This is a genomic window from Dyadobacter sp. BHUBP1 (assembly GCF_050587785.1).
In the GTDB taxonomy this organism is placed as follows: domain Bacteria; phylum Bacteroidota; class Bacteroidia; order Cytophagales; family Spirosomataceae; genus Dyadobacter.
On sequence record NZ_JBOBIH010000062.1, the window covers coordinates 1 to 324 of the forward strand.

The window sequence follows — 324 nt, forward strand, 5'->3', positions numbered from 1 at the left end:
GCGGTAGGTACCCGGATCCAGCAAAGCTGCCGGCCACTTCCCGTCGGCACTGCCTTCCTCAGCCAACAGCTTGTAAACACCGGGTTGGCTGGCATCAGGGATTGCTTTGCCCATCAGGTTATGGAATGTATCCGAGGTAGTCGACGCCCAGATTTCTACGCTCGTAATAGTGGTACCTGTCGGGACACAAGTCGATACGCTCAGGGCGGTGATCACCCTGCCAGCGGTCGTCGTGCTGGCCGTTCCTACCACACTCGCGTTGTTGGCTGGCGAGAGCATACTGGCTGTCAGCGAGGGGCAACCTGTCACAGCAGGTGCAGTCAA

At 59.0% G+C, this 324-nt stretch carries 1 protein-coding gene; it reads right to left on the reverse strand.

Annotated elements, in window-relative coordinates:
- Positions 1–324: hypothetical protein (locus ACQ4MZ_RS31645; protein ID WP_430852040.1), on the reverse strand; the 324-nt coding region annotated here is incomplete at both ends.